The 18,533-nt window shown below is 67.1% G+C and carries 17 protein-coding genes, 3 tRNA genes and 1 pseudogene; 10 read left to right on the top strand and 11 right to left on the bottom strand.

Going from position 1 to position 18,533, the window contains the following annotated elements:
• Position 1 precedes the first annotated feature (1 nt).
• Positions 2-829, top strand: coding sequence for a hypothetical protein (locus ACQ7JA_RS02910; protein WP_430894395.1), 828 nt, complete (start codon positions 2-4; stop codon positions 827-829).
• Here ACQ7JA_RS02910 and ACQ7JA_RS02905 read toward each other — a convergent pair.
• The 4 genes from ACQ7JA_RS02905 to rnr all read right to left on the bottom strand — a co-directional run bounded on the left by ACQ7JA_RS02905 (position 789) and on the right by rnr (position 5,645).
• Positions 789-1,487, bottom strand: coding sequence for a YceH family protein (locus ACQ7JA_RS02905; RefSeq protein ID WP_430894394.1), 699 nt, complete (start codon positions 1,485-1,487; stop codon positions 789-791). The two genes, ACQ7JA_RS02910 and ACQ7JA_RS02905, sit on opposite strands and share 41 nt — an antisense overlap.
• 8 nt (positions 1,488-1,495) lie before the next feature.
• Positions 1,496-2,233 (bottom strand): serine O-acetyltransferase, encoded by a 738-nt coding sequence (gene cysE, locus ACQ7JA_RS02900; protein WP_430894393.1) that lies wholly within the window; start codon positions 2,231-2,233, stop codon positions 1,496-1,498.
• A gap of 130 nt (positions 2,234-2,363) precedes the next feature.
• The gene (gene rlmB, locus ACQ7JA_RS02895; protein WP_430894392.1) at positions 2,364-3,107 is read right to left on the bottom strand and encodes a 23S rRNA (guanosine(2251)-2'-O)-methyltransferase RlmB; all 744 of its coding nucleotides are present in this window, start codon (positions 3,105-3,107) and stop codon (positions 2,364-2,366) included.
• Between the two features lie 3 nt (positions 3,108-3,110).
• Complete coding sequence (gene rnr, locus ACQ7JA_RS02890) at positions 3,111-5,645, bottom strand: ribonuclease R (RefSeq protein WP_430894391.1); 2,535 nt, start codon at positions 5,643-5,645, stop codon at positions 3,111-3,113.
• 349 nt (positions 5,646-5,994) lie between these two features.
• Between rnr and ACQ7JA_RS02885 the strand changes: the two genes are divergently transcribed.
• The 4 genes from ACQ7JA_RS02885 to ACQ7JA_RS02870 all read left to right on the top strand — a co-directional run bounded on the left by ACQ7JA_RS02885 (position 5,995) and on the right by ACQ7JA_RS02870 (position 7,754).
• A tRNA-Leu gene (locus tag ACQ7JA_RS02885) sits at positions 5,995-6,079 on the top strand.
• Between the two features lie 104 nt (positions 6,080-6,183).
• Positions 6,184-6,268, top strand: a tRNA-Leu gene (locus tag ACQ7JA_RS02880).
• A gap of 60 nt (positions 6,269-6,328) precedes the next feature.
• A tRNA-Leu gene (locus tag ACQ7JA_RS02875) sits at positions 6,329-6,413 on the top strand.
• 123 nt (positions 6,414-6,536) lie between these two features.
• Positions 6,537-7,754 carry a hypothetical protein gene (locus ACQ7JA_RS02870; RefSeq protein WP_430894390.1) on the top strand — a complete coding sequence of 406 codons (1,218 nt, stop codon included), beginning with the start codon at positions 6,537-6,539 and terminating at the stop codon, positions 7,752-7,754.
• Here the strand turns inward: ACQ7JA_RS02870 and cueR are convergent.
• Positions 7,751-8,155: a Cu(I)-responsive transcriptional regulator gene (gene cueR / locus ACQ7JA_RS02865; protein ID WP_430894389.1), complete on the bottom strand. Its 405-nt coding sequence runs from the start codon at positions 8,153-8,155 to the stop codon at positions 7,751-7,753. The two genes, ACQ7JA_RS02870 and cueR, sit on opposite strands and share 4 nt — an antisense overlap.
• Positions 8,156-8,258: 103 nt before the next feature.
• Here cueR and ACQ7JA_RS02860 point away from each other — a divergent pair, with 103 nt between their 5' ends.
• Positions 8,259-8,456 (top strand): hypothetical protein, encoded by a 198-nt coding sequence (locus tag ACQ7JA_RS02860; RefSeq protein WP_430894388.1) that lies wholly within the window; start codon positions 8,259-8,261, stop codon positions 8,454-8,456.
• 44 nt (positions 8,457-8,500) lie between these two features.
• Positions 8,501-9,040, top strand: a complete 540-nt coding sequence (locus ACQ7JA_RS02855) for a phasin family protein (protein WP_430894387.1) — start codon at positions 8,501-8,503, stop codon at positions 9,038-9,040.
• Between the two features lie 75 nt (positions 9,041-9,115).
• On the opposite strand, the gene tssA is transcribed toward ACQ7JA_RS02855, so the two are convergent.
• Positions 9,116-10,099 carry a type VI secretion system protein TssA gene (gene tssA, locus ACQ7JA_RS02850; protein WP_430894386.1) on the bottom strand — a complete coding sequence of 328 codons (984 nt, stop codon included), beginning with the start codon at positions 10,097-10,099 and terminating at the stop codon, positions 9,116-9,118.
• 9 nt (positions 10,100-10,108) lie between these two features.
• A pseudogene (locus ACQ7JA_RS02845) lies at positions 10,109-10,660 on the bottom strand (AAA family ATPase); the annotation flags it as partial.
• Between the two features lie 83 nt (positions 10,661-10,743).
• On the opposite strand from ACQ7JA_RS02845, the gene ACQ7JA_RS02840 reads away from it, so the two are divergent.
• From ACQ7JA_RS02840 to ACQ7JA_RS02830, 3 genes are all read left to right on the top strand, one after another.
• Positions 10,744-11,469: a hypothetical protein gene (locus ACQ7JA_RS02840; RefSeq protein WP_430894385.1), complete on the top strand. Its 726-nt coding sequence runs from the start codon at positions 10,744-10,746 to the stop codon at positions 11,467-11,469.
• A 102-nt stretch (positions 11,470-11,571) separates the two neighbouring features.
• Entirely contained in the window at positions 11,572-13,218 is a 1,647-nt protein-coding gene (locus ACQ7JA_RS02835) for a VRR-NUC domain-containing protein (RefSeq protein WP_430894384.1), read from the top strand.
• On the top strand, positions 13,215-15,467 hold the full coding sequence (locus ACQ7JA_RS02830; protein WP_430894383.1) for an ATP-dependent DNA helicase: 2,253 nt from the start codon (positions 13,215-13,217) through the stop codon (positions 15,465-15,467). Before ACQ7JA_RS02835 ends, ACQ7JA_RS02830 begins: the two co-directional genes overlap by 4 nt.
• Here the strand turns inward: ACQ7JA_RS02830 and ACQ7JA_RS02825 are convergent.
• From ACQ7JA_RS02825 to ACQ7JA_RS02810, 4 genes are read right to left on the bottom strand one after another with little or no spacing between them, the layout of a single operon-like run.
• Positions 15,464-16,201, bottom strand: coding sequence for a LytR/AlgR family response regulator transcription factor (locus ACQ7JA_RS02825; RefSeq protein WP_430894382.1), 738 nt, complete (start codon positions 16,199-16,201; stop codon positions 15,464-15,466). The genes ACQ7JA_RS02830 and ACQ7JA_RS02825 overlap by 4 nt on opposite strands.
• 2 nt (positions 16,202-16,203) lie before the next feature.
• A complete protein-coding gene (locus tag ACQ7JA_RS02820) occupies positions 16,204-17,271 on the bottom strand; it encodes a sensor histidine kinase (RefSeq protein WP_430894381.1) in 1,068 nt (355 codons plus the stop codon).
• A gap of 16 nt (positions 17,272-17,287) precedes the next feature.
• On the bottom strand, positions 17,288-18,001 hold the full coding sequence (locus tag ACQ7JA_RS02815; protein WP_430894380.1) for a LiaI-LiaF-like domain-containing protein: 714 nt from the start codon (positions 17,999-18,001) through the stop codon (positions 17,288-17,290).
• Positions 17,991-18,395 carry a LiaF transmembrane domain-containing protein gene (locus tag ACQ7JA_RS02810; RefSeq protein WP_430894379.1) on the bottom strand — a complete coding sequence of 135 codons (405 nt, stop codon included), beginning with the start codon at positions 18,393-18,395 and terminating at the stop codon, positions 17,991-17,993. Before ACQ7JA_RS02810 ends, ACQ7JA_RS02815 begins: the two co-directional genes overlap by 11 nt.
• Positions 18,396-18,533: the final 138 nt, after the last annotated feature.

The raw sequence follows: 18,533 nt of genomic DNA, 5'->3' as shown, positions 1-18,533 counted from the left end.
GATGCGCGCCCTCCCCGCCCTGGTGTTCGGGAGCGTGCTCCTCTGCGGCGCCGGCATCGCCGGCGCAGCGGATGAACCGGTCCGCGAACTCGATCCCGTGCACGTCAACGCGATGCGCAATCCCGAGGTCCGCAAGTACGAGCACATCCTCGCCGGCCTCGACGCCTTCGACAAGTACCATGCGCTGGCGCCGCAGGTCGACAGGCTGCGCTTCGTGGCCGAGCCCAAGGACCGCAAGACGCCGCCGGCCGTGCTCAAGGTGCGCCTGGTCGGCGACCGCGATTTCGCGCTGCCGATTGCGCTCGATGCCCACGGTCGCTTCGAGGTGCCGCGCAGCGAGGCGGCCGAGGATGCCGACAGCGAGCTGGAGCTGAACCAGAAGCGCGGCCTGTACCGCATCGGAGTCGAGGTGAAGACGCCCGGCCTGCCGGAGAACCGGCGCCGGCTCGGCGACCTGCGCCTGGAGTGCAAGGTGCAGATCGCCATCGCGAAGTCGGAGATCCCGTTCATCTGGGTGGGCGTGGTCAACGGCCTGCTGCTGCGGACCGACTGGTGCAGCTTCTTCGGCGACGAGAAATCGACCGCCTACAAGGGCGCCGCGAAGGACGCGCATTTCGGCTACCGCGCCGGGCGGCCGGTCAGTGAGGCGATCCTGGTCGAGGGCAATCGCTCCGCCCTCCTGCGCTCGAAGGGACACTCCTACGAGGTCCCGATCGGGAACTCGAGCTGGAGCGACGAGGCGATGATCGAGCTGACTTTCGCGGACGAAGCCCCGGTGGTCGCCGCCGTTACTGGAACTGCTGGCGAAACGCCTCGAACTGCGCCTTGAGGCTTTCCAGTTCGCCGCGCAATGCGGCGACTTCCTGTTCCAGCTGGCCGACGCGGCTCGCGCCACCGCCGCCCAGGCCCGCGCCGGTGCTCGGCGCCTCATAGGTGGCGCTGATCTCGCCGCCCAGCAGGTGGCCGTAGCGCGGCTCCTTGGTGCCGGGGGCGCGCTCCAGGCGCGCCACCAGCGGCGGGTATTTATCGATCAGGAACTGCAGCACGGTCTCCACGTCCTGCACGCTCTTGAATTCGAACAGGCGGCCGGTGCGGGTGCGGATCTCGCCGGCAGTCTGCAGGCCGCGCAGCATCAGGATGCTGAGGACGGCCACCTTGTCCTGCTCCAGCGTCCATTTGATGCGCATGCGGTGCTCGTACTTCACCACGCGCGCGCCGGCCTGCGAGATGGCGTTCACCAGCTTCTTCTCGATCAGGCGCTGCAAGGTGTCCTGGGCCACCTCGTCGGTGAGCTGCATGATGGGGTCGCGGCTCGACACCTGGTTGCAGCCGTTGACGATCGCGTTCAGCGACATCGGGTAGTTATCGGGGGTCAGCGCTTCTTTTTCGGCGAGCACCGCGAGCACGCGGATTTCATGCGGATCCAGTACAGCGGCATTCGCGGCGGCGCCGGTATTCTCCGGCGCGCCCGTCACGTCATTCGTCATGCGATTCCTCAGTCGACCAGTCGGTTCAGTTGTTCGGAATCGAGTTTATCACCCTCGGCGACCTTGGGACAGCACAGGCCGGCCTCGCGCATGGTGTTGGTGAGCCGTTCGATCTGCTCGTCCTGGCGCGCCACATGGTCGATCAGGCCGCGCAGGGCTTTCGACAAGGGATCGTCGCCGTTGGGTGTGACGCCATAGGCCGCGAACAGCTGGGCGCTGCGCGACTGCTCTTCCTTGCGGATGATGTGGGCCGGGTTGCCCACCGCCGTGGCGCCGCTGGGCACCGGCTTGATGACGACGGCGTTCGAGCCGATCTTGGCGTACTCGCCCACCGTGAAGGCGCCCAGCACCTGGGCGCCGGCGCCGACGATCACCCCGCGCTCGAGCGTCGGATGGCGCTTGGTGCCGGCCACCAGGGTCGTGCCGCCGAGCGTCACGCCCTGGTAGATGGTGCAGTCGTCGCCGACCACGGCGGTCTCGCCGATGACCACGCCGAAGCCGTGGTCGATGAAGACCCGGCGGCCGATGGTGGCGCCCGGGTGGATCTCGATGCCCGTCAGGACGCGGGCGAGATAGGAAATGAAGCGGCCGACCCACTTGAGCCTGAGCTTCCAGCAGGCGTGCGCCCAGCGGTGCATGATCACGGCATGCAGGCCGGGGTAGCACGTCAGGACTTCCCAGCCGTTGCGGGCGGCGGGGTCGCGCTGGATGATGCTATGGATGTCGTCGCGTAAGTTGAAAAACATAATAAGGATGATCGCAAACCAATGATGATGGTAGCGTATGTTTACCAGGTTTGCTTGGGAGGACTGCGGGGGATGTCCCGGGGCGGGACGCGGGCTCCCGCCTGTCGCGGGAACCCGTGCTTCGAACTGCTCAGCCTTCGCGCGCGAGGCGCTGGCGGCGCGCTTCGTACAGGCAGACGCCCGAGGCGACCGAGACGTTCAGGCTCTCGACCGAGCCGAACATCGGAATGCTGACCAGGAGGTCGCAGGTTTCGCGGGTCAGGCGGCGCATGCCCTCGCCTTCCGAGCCCATCACGATGGCGACGGGACCGGAAAAATCGGCTTCGTACAGGCCCTTGTCGGCGTCGTCCGAGGTGCCGATCAGCCAGATGCCGCGGTCCTTCAGCTCGCGCATGGTGCGCGCCAGGTTGGTGACGGTGATGTAGGGGACGCTCTCGGCGGCGCCGCTGGCGACCTTGGCGGCGGTGGCGTTCAGGCCGACCGCGCGGTCCTTCGGGACGATGACCGCGTGCGCACCGGCGCCGTCGGCCACGCGCAGGGCGGCGCCCAGGTTGTGCGGGTCGGTGATGCCGTCCAGGATCAGCAGCAACGGCGGGCCTTCGATGGCGTCGAGCAGCTCATCGAGGTTGCGCGCCAGCGCCAGCTGGCTGGCGAAGGCGATCACGCCCTGGTGGCGGCGGGTGCCGGTGATCTTGTCGAGGCGCGCGGCCTCGACCGGCATGACGCGCACGCCGGCCTCTTTCGCATTGGCGATCAGGGCCTTCATGCGGGCGTCGTTGCGCTCGGCATCGACGAAGATCTCTTCCACGGATTGGGCCTCGTGGCGCAAGCGCGAGGTCACGGCGTGGAAACCGAAAAGCATTTTATTCTTCATGTCTTACTTCTTCTTCCTGCTGGTTTTGGCTGCGGCGGGCCTGGATACATCCTTGGCCGCCGCCTTGGTTTTCGGTGCGCTCGCGGATTTCACCGCGGCCGCACTCTTGGCTGGCGTCTTGGACGCCGTGGTCTTGCGGGCGCGCGGCGCGCGGGTCGGCGGAACGAAGACCACGTCTTCCTCGACCGGCTCCGCGTCGACGACCGGTTCGCTAGCCGGCCCCTTGGCCTTGCGCTTCTTCGGCGGCTTCGGCTCCAGTGCTTCGACAGCCGCCTGGCGCGCGCGTTCGAGCGGGGCCGGTACGGCGCTCGGCGCACTGTCGGCCAGCACCAGGTCGATCTTGCGCGACTCCAGGTCGACACGCGCGACTTTCACGTTGACCTTGTCGGTCAGGCCGTAGCGCTGTCCGGTGCGCTCGCCGATCAGCTGGTGGCGCGCTTCGTCGTACTTGAAGTAGTCGGTGCCGAGGGCGCTGATGTGCACCAGGCCTTCGACGTAGAGCTGGTCGAGCGTCACGAACAGGCCGAAGGCGGTCACGCCGGACACGGTGGCGGTGAAGTCCTCACCCAGCTTGTCCTGCATGAAGAAGCATTTGAGCCAGTTCTCGACGTCACGCGAGGCTTCGTCGGCGCGGCGTTCGTTGGCCGAGCAGTGCACGCCCAGCGCGTCCCAGATCGTCAGGTCCTTCTCGTTCTTCTGGGTGCCGGCGGCCTTGTCCTTGGCGGCCTGCTTCCTCGCCGAATTCGACAGCGTCGTGTTCAGCTTGCCCAGCTCGATGCCCTTCGGCTCGTACTTCTTCCCTTGCAGGATGGCCTTGATGGCGCGGTGGGTCAGCAGGTCCGGGTAGCGGCGGATCGGGCTGGTGAAGTGGGCGTAGGCCTCGTAGGCCAGGCCGAAGTGGCCGACGTTGTCCGGGCTGTAGACGGCCTGCTGCATCGAGCGCAGCAGCATGGTCTGCAGCAGGGCCGCGTCCGGGCGCTCCTTGATCTTCTGCATCGTCTCGGCGTAGTCGCGCGCGGTCGGCTTGTTGCCGCCGCCCAGGTTCAGGCCGACCAGCTTGAGGAAGGTGCGCAGCTGCAGCAGCTTCTCTTCGGTCGGCACCGCGTGGATGCGGAAGGTGCCCGGGTGCTTGTGGCGGATCAGCAGGTCGGCCGCGCACACGTTGGCGGCCAGCATGCACTCCTCGATCAGGCGGTGCGCATCGTTGCGGGTGCGCGGGATGATCTTCTCGATCTTGCCGACGGCATTGCAGACGATGTAGGTCTCGGTGGTCTCGAAGTCGATCGCGCCGCGTTCCTGGCGCGCCTTCAGCAGCGCGCGGAACACCTCGTTCAGGTTCAGCAGGTGCGGCACGATGCCCGGACGGCGCTGTGCCTCGGGGCCGGCCGTGTTGCCGAGGATCTCGGCCACTTCGTTATAGGTCAGGCGCGCGGCCGAGTGCATCACGGCCGGATAGAACTGGTAGGCCACGACTTCGCCGTCGCTCGTGACGACCATGTCGCACACCAGGGTGCAGCGGTCCACCGCAGGGTTCAGCGAACACAGGCCATTGGACAGCTTCTCCGGCAGCATCGGAATCACGCGGCGCGGGAAGTAGACCGAGGTGCTGCGCTCGATCGCGTCGACGTCCAGCGCGTCGTTCGGTTTCACGTAGTGGCTGACGTCGGCGATCGCCACCAGCAGGCGGTAGCCTTTGGTACGGCCGATCTTGACCGGTTCGCAGTAGACCGCGTCGTCGAAGTCGCGCGCGTCTTCGCCGTCGATGGTCACCAGGGGCACGTCGCGCAGGTCGACGCGGTCCGCCAGGTCGGCATCGACCACTTCGTTCGGCAGGCGGTTGGCCTGCTTCAGGGCGGCGGGCGAGAACACGTGGGGCACGCCGAACTTGCGCACGGCGATCTCGATTTCCATGCCGGGGTCGTCCAGCTCGCCCAGCACTTCGGCGATGCGGCCGGTCGGCTGCTGGAAGCGCGAAGGCTGCTCGATCAGCTCGACGCTGACCACCTGGCCGGCCTTGGCCTTGCCGGGGCCGCCCGACACCAGCACGTCCTGGCTGATGCGGTTGTCTTCGGGCGAGACGATCCACACGCCGCCCTCGTTCATCAGGCGGCCGATGATGTGGGTGTTGGCGCGCTCGACCACCTCGACGATGGTGCCCTCCAGCCGGCCGCGGCGGTCGGTGCCGGTGACCTTGGCGCGCACCTTGTCGCCATTGAGCACCTTGTTCATTTCCTTGTCGTTCAGGAACAGGTCGTCGCCGCCCTCGTCCGGAATGACGAAGCCGTAGCCGTCGCGGTGCGCGCTGACCTTGCCGGTGATGAAGCCGGACTGGTCGGCCAGCATATAGCTGCCGCCGCGGTCGGCGCGGATCTGGCCGTCGCGCTCCATCGCGTTCAGGCGGCGGCCGAGCACTTCCTGTGCGGCGGGCTTGACCTTCAGTAGACGCGCCAGGTCAGCCGCTTCCAGCGGACCCTTGGCACTACGGAAGACGGCGAGGATTTCCTCGCGGCTAGGAATGGTATGAGTAGGTTGCTTCAAATCGTTTTCTTATTTCTCTTAATGATGGGCGCCGCCAATGCGGGCGCTTGATTAATACCTTGGCAGGCGTAGTGTAAGGGATTGCCATCCGATTCGCCTAACATATGCGGCGAAGCGTGCTCGCGGAAACTGGTGCGCAAGAAGCGAAAGACCCCGCTGCGAGGGTCTTTGACTTTTGAAATCCTTCCGCTATAATCTCGGTCTCTTCAGCAACGGTCGCAAGCCGAAGCGGGAGAGAAAGCAGTAGCAGTGTCAGGTTGTAATTCGGCGTTCAACGCTGGGATCGAACGAAAGTTGATCTAGCGAAAAATGACAAAGCCTGATATTGTAGCAGAGTTAGCAGTTCAGTGCCCACGTGGCGGAATTGGTAGACGCGCATGGTTCAGGTCCATGTGCCGCGAGGTGTGGGGGTTCGAGTCCCTCCGTGGGCACCACTCTACCGGTAGTACTCCGCAGCAGTATGCAGTATCGTAGGCCTGGCGGGTTTCCCGCCGGAGCGGAAGGCAGCACAGTAGTTAGCAGTAATCGAAGCAAATATGCCCACGTGGCGGAATTGGTAGACGCGCATGGTTCAGGTCCATGTGCCGCGAGGTGTGGGGGTTCGAGTCCCTCCGTGGGCACCATCTGCCGGATGTATATCCGCAGTAGTAATGTAGTAGAAGTTTTGTTGTAGCAGTATCAGTGCCCACGTGGCGGAATTGGTAGACGCGCATGGTTCAGGTCCATGTGCCGCGAGGTGTGGGGGTTCGAGTCCCTCCGTGGGCACCAAACTCTACCTAGGATCGATCAAGATCCCGCAAAACGCCGTAAGCTTTGGAAAAGGCTTACGGCGTTTTGCGTTTTATGCCCCCGGTTTGGACAGGCGCGGCAAATCGCCCTAGACTGCGCCCCATGTCCCTCTTCGATTTCTTCCGCCGGCCGCCGACGCCGGCAAAATATGCCCAGCTCCTCATCAAGCAACTGGCCATCCACCAGCCGGGCGAATCTGTCCACTACGACGAAGCGGGCTTTCGCCTGCTGGTCGGCGCCAACGGCGGCCACGTCATCAATCTGCACAACCTGTACAGCGAGTATTGCGCGGCCAGCAAGGCCGACCGTGTGCTGCAGCTCGAACGGACGGTGGCCTCGATGCAGCCATCCGGCATTCCCGCCAGCTTCGCCGAGGCGCGCGCCCACCTGATGCCGGCCCTGCGTGGCCGCGGCATGATGGAATACCTGCGCCTGATGGAGCACGGCAGGGATCCCGGCACGCCGTCAGGCTTCCTGGTCCTGCCGTTCAGCCGCGACGCGACGCTGATGCTGGTCTACGACGGCGACGATGCGATGCAGTCTTTTGGTGCGGACCAGCTGGTGCGGTGGGGCGTGAGCCAGGACGAGGCGCTGGCCGCCGCCATGGACAATCTGCGCGACGCGACGGTCGACCGCTTCACCCAGGTCGCGCCCGGCGTCCACGCGGGCGACTGGGGCGATGCCTACGATTCCTCGCGCCTGCTGCTGCCCGACCTGGCGCACCGCACCGCCGGCGCCAACCCGCTGGCGATGATTCCGAATCGCGGCACCCTGCTGCTCGCCTCCGGCAACGACGTCGAAGGGGTGCGCGCCATGGTGGCGCTGGCCCAGCGCATCGCCGACGAGGACACGCGGCCGGTGTCGGCCCAGCTCTACCGCTTCGTGGATGGACGCCCCGTCGAGCACCTGCCCGAGGACGCGCAGGTCCGCGGAGCGCTGGCGCGCCTGGACCGCCAGTACCGCCATGGCGACTATGCGGCGCAGAAGGAGACGATGGACGAGCTGCACGAAAAGGACGGCAGCGACATCTTCGTGGCCACCTACAAGGTGATGCGCATCATGGAAACCGGCGAGGAATACAGCCTGGCCAGCTGGACCAAGGGTGTCGACGCCCTGCTGCCGCGCACCGACCGGGTCGCGCTGTTCGTGCCGGACGATGGCGACGGGCAGAAGGAACTGCTGGTACTGCCATGGGACGCGCTGTGCACCGCCTGCGGCCACCTGATGCAGCCGGTGCCGCATGCCTTCCCGGAGCGTTATCGCGTCACCGCCTTCCCGGACCTGGCGCCGCTACGGCCGCTGGCCCTGAACCCGGGCTAGCTGGCGGCGAGATCGTCGAGGATCGGGCAATCCGAGCGCGCGTCGCCATGGCAGGAAGCGGCCAGCGATTCCAGCGTGCGGCGCATGGCCTGCATTTCGGCGATCTTGCGGTCCAGCGCCGTGATGTGGCTGCGCGCCAGGGCGCGCACGTCGGCGCTGGCGCGGCTCTTGTCCTGCCAGAGGCTCAGCAGGACCCCGATCTGCTCGAGCGAAAAACCGAGCTCGCGGGCGCGGTGCACGAAGCGCAGCACGTGCACGTCCTGGTCGGAATAGAGGCGGTAGCCGCTGTCGGTGCGCCGGGCCGCGTCGATCAGGCCGATCGATTCATAGTGGCGGATCATCTTGGCGGACACGCCGGAGGCCTTGGCGGCGTCGCCGATGGTCAGGGCGGCTTGCTGCATCGTCATCTCCTGTTGTTTTCCGGAGGCAGCATACACCTTCCCATCGCAGGAAGGTCAAGCCCCTGCTTGACTTGGGGCGCCAGCGCGTTAAGCTCGGCAGGGTATGAAACGAATCGTCCTCCCCCTCCTCGCCCTCTCCCTTGCCGCCTCGGCCCTGGCCGGCCCGGCGCCCTGGTTCCAGTGGCGCAGCAAGCTCAACGGCGCCCTGACCTGCTCGCAGACACCGCTGGGGCCGGGCTGGGAAAAAACTGCTGGTCCGTATCGGGACGCGCGTTGCGAAAAACTCATTGTTGCTAAATAATGGGGTAGCAAGGCTCATCCGATCCCATACTAAGGAGACAAGCAATGTTCACGAGTCCCGAGCAGTTTGCCAACGCCACCAAGACCCTGTTCGACCTGCAGATGCAGACCTTCGAAGCCCTCGCCAACAAAACCGTCAAGGGCGTGGAACAGGTGGTGGCGCTGAACATGAACGCGGCCAAGAGCTCGATGGAAGGCTCGCTGGCCGCCGGCCAGGAAATGGCGCGTGCGGGTGACCCGAAGGCCGCGATCGCCGCACTGCATGCGCGCATGCAGCCGGGCGTGCAAGGCGCCGCCGAATACCGCGAGCAGCTGAAAACCATCATCGACGAGATGCACAACGAATTCCGCCAGGCCGCCGACACCCACGTGGCCGAAGCCAAGAGCACCCTGTCGGCCCTGATCTACGACGTGACGCAGAACGTCAAGCCGGGCTCGGAGAATGCAGTCGAGATCATCAAGACCGCGATCGACAATGCATTCAAGGGCTATGAACAGGTGACCCAGGCCACGCGCCAGGCGGTGCAGACGGTCGAGGCGCAGATCGCCAAGGCCAGCTCGATGGTGCAGCCGGCGCAGCAGTAAACTGTACGGTGGGCGGGTTCGCCGTCCACCGTACGAAAGAAAATTTCATCTCGAGCACCTGGATGAAATTTTCTTTCAACCCCCTTCCGCTTCCACCCCCAGCAGTTCTTCCAGTTTCGCCAGCGAAGCATCGTCCTTGATCACCGAGCGCAGCCACGCGTGCAGCGGCTGCTCGCCCCAGCGCGCCGCGCGTTCGGCCAGGTAGGCGACCGGGCTGTGCGGCTCGGTGCGGCGGAAGAACTCGGCGACCGCGCGCAGCTGGGCAATCGCCTGCTCGCGGCTGTGCAGCGGTCCCTCGGGCAGCATCACGCGTGACGCCGCATGCGCGACCGTCGCCACCGCGCCCGGCGCCGCCACCGCCGTGTCCACCTTGGCCGGCACCATGGGCGCGGCCATGTCCTCGAAGTTCTCGAGGGCGGCCCGCGCCGCGCCGAAGCTCGGTCCGTCGACGCCCAGGCGCGTGTCGACCACCTTCTCGAGTTCCGCCAGCGCCGCCAGGCAGTCGTGCGCCGCTTCCGCCAGCGCCTGGCGCGCGGCGGGGGCAGCCCTGGCGCGCGCCGCCTCCAGCTCGGCCAGCGCTTCCGGCCCGCGGGTGCGCGCCGCTTCCCACGCGCCCATGGTGACGCCGTCGGCCAGCGGCAGCTCCTTGACCAGGGGCGCGATCCGGGCCGCAGCCCAGGCCAGGTTGCCGATGCGGCGCTCGAAGCCGTCTTCGTCGGGCAGCGGGTGCAGCGCATCCCAGTAGCGCTCGCACAGGCCGCTCACCAGGCGCAGGCTGGCGGCCATGCCCGCCGTTCCCCCCGTCCTGGTGGCGGCTTCGAGCAGCCAGACCGCCAGCTGCAGGTGCTTGCTGCGCGTCTCCAGCAGTTCCGTGCAGCGCTTGGTGACGAACTTCCAGTCCGCCTCCTTCAGCGCCGTCACCCAGGCGCCCTGCTCGATCGACGGGTCGTCGGCCTGGCGCGCGCGGTTGATGGCGTCGACGTCGGGCGAGAACGCGAGGTCCTCGCCGCAGGGCCGGTCCATGCTGATCGGGACCAGCAGTTTATCGAGGTTCAGCATGCTCGCTCCTCATTCGATCGCGTACTTGAACTTGCCGGCCCTGGTCGCGCCGACCTTCACGCGCGAGATGGCGCCGCCCTCGGCCATGCGCGCCAGTACGCTGTCCGCGATCTCGGGCAGCAGGGTGCCGCCCAGGATGTTGTCGACGTTGCGCGCGCCGGAATCGACCTCGGTGCAGCGGCTCAGGACCGCCGACACCAGGGCGTCGTCGTACTCGAAGCGGGCGCGGTGGTTGTCCAGCACGCGCGCCTTGATGCGGTCCAGCTTCAGGCGGATGATGTTGCTGAGCACCTCGTCGCGGATCGGATAGAACGGCACCACCGACAGGCGTCCCAGGAAGGCCGGCTTGAAATGCTTCATGAGCTGGGGGCGGATCAGTTCCGCCAGCTGCTCGGGCGTGGGCACCTCGCTGAGCGGCTTGTTCAGGCAGGCCGCCATCATCTGGCTCGAGCCCACGTTCGATGTCAGGATGATGATGGTGTTGCGGAAGTCGATCTGGCGCCCTTCCGCATCGTCCAGCACGCCCTTGTCGAAGACCTGGAAAATCAGCATCGCTACCTCCAAGATTGTTTCTAATCAGCATTGGGAGAACCAATCTTAGGAGTAATGCCGTGCGGCCTACAGACGAAAATCAAGCAGAGTCCATGCGCCCGAACCTGATGTCGCCCAAACGTGTAAGGACGAGCGGCGAGGACAGCATCCTGGCCATGCTCGAGCGCGACCCCACGCGCAAGCGCGGAACCGGCGCCGGCGCCTCGCCGACGCGGCTGGCCTGGTATGGCGCGAGCGCAGCCGTCGCCATTGCCCTGACCGGCACCCTGGTCTGGCTGGCCGCCGGCAACGACGGCCTGCGTCCGGACGTGGAACGCAGCACGATGGCCGCCGCGCCGCTGCCGGCCCCGGCAGCGGCGCACCCTGCTCCCGCCCTCGTCCAGGTCGCCCTTGCCGAGGGCCCGCCCGCCGCACGCTCCGGCAGCGCCGCGGTGATCGTCGACCAGAAGCCGCAGGATGACGTGCCGCCCCTGCGCCTGCTCAAGCCGGCCCCGGGAACAACTGCGAAGGCGCCGGCGCCGCCGGCCGCCGCCTCCGCGAAACCGGCCCCGAAGGCCGTCGTGGCCGCCCCCGCACCAGCGGCAGCGGCCCCGCGCCCGCGCCCGGTCACGTTGGCCCGCAGTGGCGTACGGCCGGCGCAGGCAAAAGCGCAGCGGCCGGCCGCCCCCGTACGGGCCACGGAAGCGCCGGTCGATCCGGACGTCGCCCTGATCTCCGCCGTCATCGTCCACGCCAACGGCCACGCCCCGGAAGGCTCCCAGATGACCGAACTGCTGTGCCCGAACGATTCCTGCCAGGCCCGCCCAAACCGCCAGTAACGTGGCGAAAAGCCACCATCGGCGTCGAAAAACGCCGATACGGCTGGGTTCTTGCGACGAAGTGGCGTTATACTGTACATAAGCACAGTACGACGTCACACCATGATCAGGGTTCTGGAAAACGAGTTTTATTATCTGGACAATTTCCAGCGCGTCCTTGATTGGATCGGCGAGCGATATCGCGACCTCCTCACGGAAGACGAGCTCGCCTTCCTCGCCGCCTTCCCGACCCTGCCGCAGAATGCCCGTGCCCTGTTCGTGCGCATGGTCATGCGCAAGGGCGAGCTGTTCCGCGCCAGCAAGCTGGTATATGCGGAAATCGGCTGTCCGCTCGAGGCCGCCCGGCACCTGCTCGGCACCGGCTGGGTCGAGCGCGATCCGGCGGTCGATCTCGACGAACTGTTCGAACTGCTGCTGAAGGCCGAGATCGCCGCCGCCTTCGGTCCCCATCTGCCCTCGAAGAGCGCGCGCAAGAGCGAGCAGCTGGAAGCGCTGCGCGCGCTGTTTCCCGACAGCCGCCCCTTCTCGGCGTGGCACCGCGACTGCGAGGACGTCGCCCTGCGCATCCTCGTCAAACCGCTGTGCGAACGGCTGCGCCTGATCTTCTTCGGCAACCTGCACCAGGACTGGACCGAGTTCGTGCTGTCGGACCTCGGCATGTTCCGCTTCGAGCAGGTCGAGATCTCGCAGGCCTCGCGCGGCTTCCGTTCGCGCGCCGACGTCGAGCACTACCTGCGCCTGCACGACTGCAAGCAGCGTTTCTACGCCGGCGAGGCCCTGGACGGAATCGTGCGCGACCTGCCCGAGCACGACTTCGACAACGACTGGCTGGTGGGACGGCGCGAGAAGCTGCTGTTCCAGGTGGCCCAGGGTTTCGAGAAGCTCAAGGACTGGGACAATGCCTACGCTCTGTACGCGCGCTGCCGCTACCTGGGCGCGCGCGGCCGGGCGATCCGCGTGCTGGAAAAGCACGAGCGCTTCGACGACGCCTACGCCCTCCTGCAGCAGGCCCAGGCCGCCCCCGAGAGCGAAGCCGAGCGCCAGCACCTGCTGCGCATCGCCCCGCGCCTGGCGCGGCGACTGGGTCACGCCAAGCTGCCGCCGTGCCGCACCGCCTCCCCGCACCGGATCGACCTCTGCCTGCCCATGCCCGCCGGCGACTGGTGGGTCGAAGGCGTGGTGCGCGAGCACCTGGAAGCCGAAGATGCGCCCGTGTTCTACGTCGAGAATGCACTGGCCAATTCCCTGTTCGGCCTGCTGTGCTGGCGCGCCGTGTTCGCCGCCGTGCCCGGCGCCTTCTTCCACCCCTTCCAGCGCGGCCCGGCCGACCTCCACAGCCCGGACTTCGCCCAGCGCCGCGCCCCCGACTTCGCAGCCTGCCTGGCCGCGCTCGACGACGGCAGCTACCGCGACACCATCCTCCGCAACTATGCGGAGAAGGCCGGCATCGCCTCGCCCTTCGTCTACTGGGGCGCGCTGAGCGAAGAGCTGCTCGAGCTGGCCTTGCGTTGCATCCCGCCGGCCCACCTGCGCAAGTGGTGCGAGCGGATCCTGATCGACGTGAAGGAAAACCACACGGGCTTCCCCGACCTGATCCAGTTCTGGCCGAAAGAACAGCGCTACACGATGATCGAGGTGAAGGGTCCTGGCGACCGCCTGCAGGACAACCAGCTGCGCTGGATCGACTACTGCGCCGCCCACGGCATGCCGGTGTCGGTGTGCTACCTGCAGTGGGAGCAGGCCGCTTGACCGAAGGCGACAAGTACGGTGTGGCCGTGCGGGCGCTGTGCGAGTTCACCGCCAGGCAGGGCGACCTCGACATCCGCTTCACGCCCTCGCCCACGGCCCAGGAAGGCATTGCCGGCCATGCGGTGGTCACTGGCCGGCGCGGCCCCAACTACCGCACCGAAGTCTCCCTGTCCGGCGACTGGGGCATGCTGCACGTGCGCGGCCGCGCCGACGGCTACGACCCGGACCAGAACCTGATCGAAGAGATCAAGACCCACCGCGGCAAGTTCGCGAACATCCCCGACAACCACCGCCACCTGCACTGGGCCCAGGTGCGCGTCTACGGCCACCTGCTGTGCCGCCAGCTCGGCCTCGAGTCCGTCAACCTGGCCCTGGTCTACTACGACATCGGCACGGGGCTCGAGACCGTGCTGCGCGAGACCCGCGCGGCGCTGGATCTGGCCACCCTGTTCGAGGACCTGTGCGCGCGCTTCGCGTCCTGGGCCGCGAGCGAAGCGGCGCACCGCGGCAGCCGCGACGCCGCCCTTGCCACCCTCGCCTTCCCGCATGCGAATTTTCGCCCCGGCCAGCGCGAGCTCGCCGAGAACGTCTACCGGGCCAATGCCAGCGGACGCTGCCTGCTGGCCCAGGCGCCGACCGGCATCGGCAAGACCGTGGGCAGCCTCTTTCCGGTCCTGAAGGCGCTGCCGCAGGAGAAGCTGGACAAGGTCTTCTTCCTGGCCGCCAAGACGCCCGGGCGGCGCCTGGCGATCGATGCCGCCGCCAGCCTGGGCGCGGGCAAGGGCCTGCCGCTGCGTGTGCTCGAACTGACGGCGCGCGACAAGGCCTGCGAGCACCCGGACAAGGCCTGCCAGGGCGACGCCTGTCCGCTCGCGAAGGGCTTTTATGACCGCCTGCCCGCGGCGCGCGAGGCAGCGGCCGACGTCGCGGTTCTCGACCGCGAGGCCCTGCGCGAGGTCGCGCTCGCACATGACGTCTGCCCCTACTACCTGGGCAGCGAGATGGCGCGCTGGGCCGACATGACGGTCGGCGACTACAATTATTATTTCGACGGCGGCGCCATGCTCTACGCCCTCGCCCAGAACAATGGCTGGCGCGCCAGCGTGCTGGTCGACGAGGCCCACAATATGGTGTCGCGCGCACGCTCGATGTACAGCGCGGAACTGGACCGCAGCAACCTGCGCGCGGCCCGCGCCAACGCGCCCATGCTGGTGAAGAAGGCGCTCGAGCGGGTCGGGCGCGCCTGGCTAGGTGTCGACAAGGAGGCCCCCGCGCCCTACCAGGTGCTCCCGGCCCTGCCCGACAAGTTGCTCGACGCCCTGCAGAACGCCACCAGCACCGTCAACGACTTCCTCGCCGAATTCCCGGGGCCCCTCGACCCCGAACTGCAGCGCTTCCATTTCGATGCGCTCGGCTTCATCCGCCTGGCGGAATCCTTCGGCGAGCATTCGCTGTGCGATCTCACACGCGCGGGCGTGCGCGATTCCGTGATCAGCATCCGCAACGTCGTGCCCGCGCCTTTCCTCGCGCCGCGCTTCGCCCAGGCCCACTCGGCCACCCTGTTCTCGGCCACGCTCAGTCCCTGGCATTATTTCTGCGACCTGCTCGGCATGCCCCAGGACACGGCCTGGGCCGATGTCGCCTCGCCTTTCACGAGCAGCCAGCTCGACGTCCACATCGCCGGCAACATCTCGACCCGCTACCAGCAACGCGCCTCCTCGCTCGGCCCGATCGCCGGCCTGATCGCGCGCCAGTATGCCGGGCAGCCCGGCAACTACCTGGCCTTCTTCAGCAGCTTCGACTATCTGGAGCAGGTCCTGGAGCGCCTGGCGCAGGAGCATCCCGAGGTGCCGGCCTGGCGCCAGGAGCGCCGCATGAGCGAGGCGGAACGCGCGGCCTTCCTCGAGCGCTTCACCCTGGAGAGCCGCGGGGTCGGCTTCGCGGTGCTGGGCGGGTCGTTTGGCGAAGGCATCGACTTGCCGGGCGAGCGCCTGATCGGCGCCTTCGTCGCCACGCTCGGCCTGCCCCAGGTGAATCCGGTCAACGAGCAGCTGCGCGAACGGATGCAAGCCATGTTCGGGGCCGGCTACGACTACACCTACCTGTATCCGGGCATGCAGAAGGTGGTGCAGGCGGCCGGCCGCGTGATCCGCACCGAGCAGGACCGCGGCGTGGTGTGGCTGATCGACGACCGCTTCGCCCGTTCCGAGGTGCGCGCGCTGCTGCCCGCCTGGTGGAGCGTGGATTAGCGCATCAGCTCGCGCACCCGCGCATAGCCGCTGCGGCTGATCGGCAGCTTGACGCCGTCCTTCAGCACGGCGCAGTAGTTGTCCTTGCTGGCCGGTTCGATTCGCGCGATCGCGCCGAGGTTGACGATGTACGAGCGGTGGATGCGCACGAAGACCTGCGGGTCGAGCTGGGTTTCCAGCTCGGACAGGCGCTGGTGCTTGAGCCACCCCTTGCCGGCTGCGTTCACCTGCACATAGTCGTCCTGCGCCTCGATGTAGTCGACCGAGCCGGCGGCGAGCACGTGCACGCGGGTGCCGTCCTTGATCAGGATGCGTTCCAGGTGGCCGTGGCGGCGGGCAGCCTCCTGCACCACGGCATTGAGCGCCTGGGCCTGTCCGGCTTGCGGCTGGCGGCTGCGCGCGTGCGCCAATGCCTGGGCGAGCCGTTCGCGGCTGAAGGGCTTGAGCAGGTAGTCGATCGCATGCACTTCAAAAGCGCGCAGCGCGAACTGGTCGTAGGCGGTGGCGAACACATAGTGGGGCTTGCCGCCCGCCAGTTCCACGACCTCGAAGCCGTCGAGCTTCGGCATCTGGATGTCGAGGAAGACCAGTTCCGGGTCCAGCTCGCCGATGGCCTTGACGGCCTCGAAGCCGTTGGCGCACTCGCCCACGATCTCCACATCGGCATGGTCCGCCAGGTATTCGCGCAGCAGCGCGCGCGCCAGGTGTTCGTCGTCGACGATCAGCACTCGCATGTCTATTCCCCTCCAGTTTCCGCGGGCAGCATCATGTCCACCCTGAATATGTTCTTATCGCGCGTCCAGTGCACGCTGGCCTCGACCCCATAGGCCGCCGCCAGGCGCTGGCGCACGTTCTGCAGCCCGATGCCGTTGCCGCTCCTGGGCGACTCCTCCGGATCGATGTCGTTCTCGACGCGGATCCGCAGCAGCGAAGCGGCGCGCTCCGCGACAAGCACGATGGCGCCGCCCTCCAGGCGCTGTCCGATCCCGTGCTTGACCGCGTTCTCGACCAGGGGCTGCAGGATCATCGGCGGCAGCAGGCAATCTTCCGCACCCTCGCCCAGCTTCTGTTCGAAGGCCAGGCGCGGACCGAAGCGCACCTGCTCGATCGCGACGAAGCGGGCCAGCAGGGCCACCTCTTCGCGCAAGGCGACCTTCCGGTTCGCCTCCAGGCCCAACGTCTGGCGGAAGAAGCCCGCCAGCTGCAGCGTCATGTCGCGCGCCCGGCCCGCATCGATGCTGGTGAGCGCGCTGATCGAATTCAGGCTGTTGAACAGGAAGTGCGGATCGATCTGGGTGCGCAGCATGCGCAGCTCGGCATCCTGGGCCAGCAGGCGCGCTTCCAGCGCCTGGGTCTCGGCGCGGCGCGCCCGGTCGAATTCCAGCGCCAGGTAGTGCGCCACCGCCGTCATCCAGTACAGCAGCACCCCGATCGCGAACATCAGCGCGGCGAAGGGACGCGTCACCTGCACCACCGCCTCGCCCGGCAGCAGCCAGGCGCACAGGGCCGCCCAGGCGCTGCCCGCCGCGCACCACAGCAGGGCCGCGCTGAAGCCACTGAAGAGGAAGACCGAGAGCACCGCCCTGAGCCTCTGCTCCGCCAACGGATAGGCGCGGCACAGGTAGTAGGCGGAGAAGCCGCAGGCGCTCGCATAGCACAGCATCAGGGGCACGGCGAACAGCAGGCTGGGCCCCAGGCCGGCGTCCAGCGTCGCCACCAGGAGCCCGGCGATCAGGAGGCCCAGCATCAGCCAGGCCAGCAGGTAGAGCACGACGCTGCGCCGCGCCCAGAAACTCCCGCTCATTGCGCCACCAGTGCCATCAGTTGCGCACCTCGACGCCGCCCATGATCGCGTAACCGCGCACGATCAGGCGCTTGCTGTGGTCGGGCGGGCGTACGGTCTTTTCCTCGAAACCGCCCATGATCGGCGTGCCGTCCAGGACGACCGTCCAATCGGGCGGCACCTTCAGCGTCACGCCGCCCCAGAAGGCGAACACGTTCACCACCGCCTCGCCCTCGATCGAGGAGTTGCGCAGGTCGAGGCCGCAGCCGCCCATGATGGCGGTGATCTCGCCGCCGCGGAAAGCCGGCGTGTAGACGCGCCGCTCGAAGCCGCCCAGCACCGCCATGATGTCCACCACGCCCTCGCCTTTCAGGTCCTGCTCGCCCTTGACGCCGTCGATCTGGATCAGGCGCCGGCCGGTGCGGGCCCGGTAGATCGTGTAGATGCCGAAGCCGATGAAGAACAGTGGCCACATGGTGCGGACATTGAAGTCGATGATGTCCATCCGGTCGAGGATGATCAGGACGCCGAGGCCCACCAGGCAGGCGCCCAGCAGCTGCCCGCCGCGGGTCTCGGTGTCGTAGAGCTTGACCACGCCGGCGATGATGAAGACCATCGGCCAGAACGAGATCGCGCGGTGCATGTCGAGGATGTCGAGGTTATCGAGCAGGAACAGCAGGCCCATCACGATGACGAGCACGCCGAGCACGATCTGGCTCTTCACGCCCCTGGACTGGATATCACTTTTCATAACGCTTCTCCGGATTGTCGATAAAGCCCTGCTGCTGCGACTGCGCCTGCTGGAAGCGGCGCGCCACCAGCGGCTGGAACACCAGCTTCACGCCCCAGGCCAGGATGAACAGCGGCCAGCTGTTGCGGAAGGTGAGGCCGAACAGGTGTTCGAAGCAGGCAAACAGCCACAGGCCGATGAAGATGGTCCATACGCCGTTGCCGAATTCGCGCGGGCTCGGGTAGCCGATGGTCTGGTTGATCCCGACCACGACCAGCAGCAGCGGCCAGTAGTGCCAGTAATCGCCGGCGTCGATATAGTACATGCGGTCGAGCAGGACAACGACGCCGACGGCGATCATCAAGAGACCCCAGACGACCTGTTTGCGCCAGCGGTACGCGTCTTCGGTATCCATTTGCGTGACTCCTTGTGTGTGATTGGTATGGACACACGATACCAAGCGGGCGAGGCCGGGAGAGAGCGCATTTCGGCGAATGGCGGCGGGAAGGCGGTGAATGGCGAAGTTTTCGGCGGGCGGCGGGAGGCAGCCGAA

This window comes from Massilia sp. BKSP1R2A-1 (assembly GCF_050586525.1).
GTDB lineage: Bacteria > Pseudomonadota > Gammaproteobacteria > Burkholderiales > Burkholderiaceae_D > Telluria.
Note: the sequence above shows the minus strand (reverse complement) of the source record. Positions and strands in the feature narration are given on the sequence as shown.